Genomic DNA, 6,859 nt, shown 5'->3' with positions numbered 1-6,859 from the left:
TTCACTGTAAGTGTTCCACCACACTCATCGTATGATCCACTTAACTCTCCTTCTACTGATCCTGAAATCTCACATGCTCCAGTTCCGCCATTAGTGTATCCTAATGATCCTGCCTGTACAGATGCAGCTTCTTCACATGTAACTTCCATGTCTTCTACGTCATCAAATTCAGCCATTGGTGCTGGTAATACTGTGATCATTTTCTTAGCTGTGATTGTTCTGTCACAATCATCAGTATAAGTCCAATCTACATAAAGCTCTCCACCACACTCATCGTATGATCCGCTTAACTCTCCTTGAACTTCTCCTGAAATTTCACATGCTCCAGTTCCTCCATTAGTGTATCCTAATGATTCTGGTTCGAATGAATTTGCTTCTTCACATGAAATCTCCATGTCTTCTACTTCATCAAACTCTGCCATTGGTGCTGGCTCAACTGTAATTGTTTTTCTTGCTGTGATTGTTCTATTACAATCATCAGTATAAGTCCAATCTACATATAAAGTTCCACCACACTCATCGTATGTTCCACTTAATTCACCATCAACTTCACCAGAAATTTCACATGCTCCAGTTCCACCATTAGTGTATCCTAATGGATTAACTTCATATTGGCTAGCTAACTCACAAGCTATAGAAATATCTTGTACATCGTTAAACTCTGCCATTGGCGCTGGTAATACTGTGATTGTTTTCTTAGCTGTGATTGTTCTATCACAATCATCAGTGTAAGTCCAATCTATATATAGTGTTCCACCACACTCATCGTATGATCCACTTAACTCACCTTGAACTTCTCCTGAAATCTCACATGCTCCAGTTCCGCCATTAGTGTATCCTAATGATCCTGGCTCGAATGAATTTGCTTCTTCACATGAAATCTCCATGTCTTCTACTTCATCAAACTCTGCCATTGGTGCTGGTAATACAGTAATAATCTTACTTGCTTCGATTGTTCTCTGACAATCATCTGTGTAAGTCCAGTTCACTGTAAGTGTTCCACCACACTCATCGTATGATCCACTTAACTCACCTTGAACTTCTCCTGAAATCTCACATGCTCCAGTTCCGCCATTAGTGTATCCTAATGATCCTGCTTCGTATGAATTCGCTTCTTCACATGAAATCTCCATGTCTTCTACTTCATCAAACTCTGCCATTGGCGCTGGTAATACTGTGATTATTTTCTTAGCTGTGATTGTTCTGTCACAATCATCAGTGTAAGTCCAATCTATATAAAGTGTTCCACCACACTCATCGTATGATCCACTTAATTCTCCTTGAACTGATCCTGAAATCTCACATGCTCCAGTTCCGCCATTAGTGTATCCTAATGATCCTGGCTCGAATGAATTTGCTTCTTCACATGAAATCTCCATGTCTTCCACTTCATCAAATTCAGCCATTGGTGCTGGTAATACAGTAATAGTCTTACTAGCTTCGATTGTTCTCTGACAATCATCTGTGTAAGTCCAGTTCACTGTAAGTGTTCCACCACACTCATCGTATGATCCACTTAACTCACCTTGAACTTCTCCTGAAATCTCACATGCTCCAGTTCCGCCATTAGTGTATCCTAATGATCCTGCTTCGTATGAATTTGCTTCCTCACATGAAATCTCCATGTCTTCTACTTCATCAAATTCAGCCATTGGTGCTGGTAATACTGTGATTGTTTTCTTAGCTGTGATTGTTCTATCACAATCATCAGTGTAAGTCCAATCAACTTCTAAAAGACCACCACACTCATCGTATGATCCACTTAATTCTCCTTCTACAGATCCTGAAATCTCACATGCTCCAGTTCCGCCATTAGTGTATCCTAATGATCCTGCTTCGTATGAATTTGCTTCTTCACATGAAATCTCCATGTCTTCTACTTCATCAAACTCTGCCATTGGTGCTGGTAATACAGTAATAGTCTTACTAGCTTCGATTGTTCTCTGACAATCATCTGTGTAAGTCCAGTTTACTGTAAGCGTTCCACCACACTCATCGTATGATCCACTTAACTCACCTTGAACTTCTCCTGAAATCTCACATGCTCCAGTTCCGCCATTAGTGTATCCTAATGATCCTGCCTCGAATGAATTTGCTTCCTCACATGAAATCTCCATGTCTTCCACTTCATCAAATTCAGCCATTGGCGCTGGTAATACTGTGATTGTTTTCTTAGCTGTGATTGTTCTGTCACAATCATCAGTGTAAGTCCAATCTATATAAAGTGTTCCACCACACTCATCGTATGATCCACTTAACTCTCCTTGAACTGATCCTGAAATCTCACATGCTCCAGTTCCTCCATTAGTGTATCCTAATGATCCTGGCTCGAATGAATTTGCTTCTTCACATGAAATCTCCATGTCTTCCACTTCATCAAACTCAGCCATTGGTGCTGGTAATACAGTAATGGTCTTACTAGCTTCGATTGTTCTCTGACAATCATCTGTGTAAGTCCAGTTCACTGTAAGTGTTCCACCACACTCATCGTATGATCCACTTAACTCACCTTGAACTTCTCCTGAAATCTCACATGCTCCAGTTCCGCCATTAGTGTATCCTAATGATCCTGCTTCGTATGAATTTGCTTCCTCACATGAAATCTCCATGTCTTCTACTTCATCAAACTCTGCCATTGGCGCTGGTAATACTGTGATTGTTTTCTTAGCTGTGATTGTTCTATCACAATCATCAGTGTAAGTCCAATCTACATATAAAGTTCCACCACACTCATCGTATGATCCACTTAATTCTCCTTCTACTGATCCTGAAATCTCACATGCTCCAGTTCCGCCATTAGTGTATCCTAATGATCCTGCTTCGAATGAATTTGCTTCTTCACATGAAATCTCCATGTCTTCCACTTCATCAAACTCAGCCATTGGTGCTGGTAATACAGTAATAGTCTTACTAGCTTCGATTGTTCTCTGACAATCATCTGTGTAAGTCCAGTTCACTGTAAGTGTTCCACCACACTCATCGTATGATCCACTTAACTCACCTTGAACTTCTCCTGAAATCTCACATGCTCCAGTTCCGCCATTAGTGTATCCTAATGATCCTGCTTCGTATGAATTCGCTTCTTCACATGTAACTTCCATGTCTTCTACTTCATCAAATTCAGCCATTGGTGCTGGTAATACTGTGATTGTTTTCTTAGCTGTGATTGTTCTATCACAATCATCAGTGTAAGTCCAATCAACTTCTAAAAGACCACCACACTCATCGTATGATCCACTTAATTCTCCTTGAACTTCTCCTGAAATCTCACATGCTCCAGTTCCGCCATTAGTGTATCCTAATGATCCTGGCTCGAATGAATTTGCTTCTTCACATGAAATCTCCATGTCTTCTACTTCATCAAATTCAGCCATTGGTGCTGGTAATACTGTGATTGTCTTACTAGCTTCGATTGTTCTTTGACAATCATCTGTGTAAGTCCAGTTTACTGTAAGTGTTCCACCACACTCATCGTATGATCCACTTAACTCACCTTGAACTTCTCCTGAAATCTCACATGCTCCAGTTCCGCCATTAGTGTATCCTAATGATCCTGCTTCGTATGAATTTGCTTCTTCACATGAAATTTCCATGTCTTCTACTTCATCAAATTCAGCCACTGGTGCTGGGTTAACTTTGATTTGTTGTCTTTCTGTGATTGTTCTGTCACAATCATCAGTGTAAGTCCAATCCACAAATAATAAACCTCCACATTCAGAATAAGATCCACTTAATTCTCCTTGAACTTCTCCTGAAATCTCACATGCTCCAGTTCCACCATTAGTGTATCCTAATGATCCTGCTTCGTATGAATTTGCTTCTTCACATGTAATTGTGATATTATCAATAGAATCAAACTCAGCCATTGGTGCTGGTAATACTGTGATTGTCTTACTAGCTTCGATTGTTCTTTGGCAATCATCTGTGTAAGTCCAGTTCACTGTAAGTGTTCCACCACACTCATCGTATGATCCACTTAACTCACCTTGAACTTCTCCTGAAATCTCACATGCTCCAGTTCCGCCATTAGTGTATCCTAATGATCCTGCCTGTACAGATGCAGCTTCTTCACATGAAATCTCCATGTCTTCTACTTCATCAAATTCAGCCATTGGCGCTGGTAATACTGTGATTGTTTTCTTAGCTGTGATTGTTCTATCACAATCATCAGTATAAGTCCAATCTACATATAAAGTTCCACCACACTCATCGTATGATCCACTTAACTCTCCTTGAACTTCTCCTGAAATCTCACATGCTCCAGTTCCGCCATTAGTGTATCCTAATGATCCTGCTTCGAATGAATTTGCTTCTTCACATGAAATCTCCATGTCTTCTACTTCATCAAACTCAGCCATTGGTGCTGGTAATACAGTAATTGTCTTACTAGCTTCGATTGTTCTTTGACAATCATCTGTGTAAGTCCAGTTCACTGTAAGTGTTCCACCACACTCATCGTATGATCCACTTAACTCACCTTGAACTTCTCCTGAAATCTCACATGCTCCAGTTCCGCCATTAGTGTATCCTAATGATCCTGCCTCGAATGAATTTGCTTCTTCACATGAAATTTCCATGTCTTCTACTTCATCAAATTCAGCCATTGGCGCTGGTAATACTGTGATTGTTTTCTTAGCTGTGATTGTTCTATCACAATCATCAGTGTAAGTCCAATCTATATATAGTGTTCCACCACACTCATCGTATGATCCACTTAATTCTCCTTCTACAGATCCCGAAATCTCACATGCTCCAGTTCCGCCATTAGTGTATCCTAATGATCCTGCTTCGTATGAATTCGCTTCTTCACATGAAATCTCCATGTCTTCTACTTCATCAAACTCTGCCATTGGTGCTGGTAATACAGTAATTGTCTTACTAGCTTCGATTGTTCTTTGGCAATCATCTGTGTAAGTCCAGTTCACTGTAAGTGTTCCACCACACTCATCGTATGATCCACTTAATTCTCCTTGAACTTCTCCTGAAATCTCACATGCTCCAGTTCCTCCATTAGTGTATCCTAATGATCCTGCTTCGTATGAATTCGCTTCTTCACATGAAATCTCCATGTCTTCTACTTCATCAAATTCAGCCATTGGTGCTGGTAATACCGTGATTGTCTTTCTAGCTTCGATTGTTCTTTGGCAATCATCTGTGTAAGTCCAATCTATATATAATGTTCCACCACACTCATCGTATGATCCACTTAACTCTCCTTGAACTTCTCCTGAAATCTCACATGCTCCAGTTCCCCCATTAGTGTATCCTAATGATCCTGCCTGTACAGATGCAGCTTCTTCACATGAAATCTCCATGTCTTCCACTTCATCAAATTCAGCCATTGGTGCTGGTAATACTGTGATTGTTTTCTTAGCCGTGATTGTTCTGTCACAATCATCAGTGTAAGTCCAATCTATATATAGTGTTCCACCACACTCATCGTATGATCCACTTAATTCACCTTGAACTTCTCCTGAAATCTCACATGCTCCAGTTCCGCCATTAGTGTATCCTAATGATCCTGCTTCGAATGAATTTGCTTCTTCACATGAAATCTCCATGTCTTCTACTTCATCAAATTCAGCCATTGGTGCTGGTAATACAGTAATGGTCTTACTAGCTTCGATTGTTCTTTGACAATCATCAGTGTAAGTCCAGTTCACTGTAAGTGTTCCACCACACTCATCGTATGATCCACTTAACTCACCTTGAACTTCTCCTGAAATCTCACATGCTCCAGTTCCGCCATTAGTGTATCCTAATGATCCTGCTTCGTATGAATTCGCTTCCTCACATGAAATCTCCATGTCTTCTACTTCATCAAACTCTGCCATTGGTGCTGGTAATACTGTGATTGTTTTCTTAGCTGTGATTGTTCTATCACAATCATCAGTGTAAGTCCAATCAACTTCTAAAAGACCACCACACTCATCGTATGATCCGCTTAACTCACCTTGAACTGATCCTGAAATCTCACATGCTCCAGTTCCTCCATTAGTGTATCCTAATGATCCTGGCTCGAATGAATTTGCTTCTTCACATGAAATCTCCATGTCTTCCACTTCATCAAACTCTGCCATTGGTGCTGGCTCAACTATAATTGTTTTTCTTGCTGTGATTGTTCTGTCACAATCATCAGTAAAAGTCCAATCTACATATAAAGTTCCACCACACTCATCGTATGTTCCACTTAATTCTCCTTGAGCTTCTCCTGAAATCTCACATGCTCCAGTTCCGCCATTAGTGTATCCTAATGGATTAACTTCATATTGGCTAGCTAACTCACAAGCTATAGAAATATCTTGTACATCGTTAAACTCTGCCATTGGCGCTGGTAATACTGTGATTGTCTTACTAGCAGTGATTGTTCTTTGACAATCATCAGTGTAAGTCCAGTTCACTGTAAGTGTTCCACCACACTCATCGTATGATCCACTTAATTCTCCTTGAACTTCTCCTGAAATCTCACATGCTCCAGTTCCACCATTAGTGTATCCTAATGATCCTGCCTGAACAGATGCAGCTTCTTCACATGTAACTTCCATGTCTTCCACTTCATCAAACTCAGCCATTGGCGCTGGCTCAACTGTAATAGTCTTTCTAGCTTCGATTGTTCTGTCACAATCATCTGTGTAAGTCCAATCTATATATAATGTTCCACCACACTCATCGTATGATCCACTTAACTCACCTTGAACTTCTCCTGAAATCTCACATGCCCCAGTTCCTCCATTAGTGTATCCTAATGATCCTGCCTGTACAGATGCAGCTTCTTCACATGAAACTTCCATGTCTTCTACTTCATCAAATTCAGCCATTGGTGCTGGTAATACTGTGATTGTTTTCTTAGCTGTGATTG

Annotated in this window: 1 protein-coding gene; it reads right to left on the bottom strand. The window is 40.3% G+C overall.

The features are described 5' to 3' along the window. Positions 1-6,859, bottom strand: a 6,859-nt coding sequence (locus Q0893_RS19430) for a hypothetical protein (protein ID WP_299278941.1), incomplete at both ends; no start/stop codon positions are given.

The sequence above is a fragment of the uncultured Psychroserpens sp. genome (assembly GCF_947494225.1).
Classification (GTDB): domain Bacteria; phylum Bacteroidota; class Bacteroidia; order Flavobacteriales; family Flavobacteriaceae; genus Psychroserpens.
The sequence above is the reverse complement of the archived record's forward strand: the minus strand, read 5'-3'. Positions and strand labels throughout refer to the sequence as shown.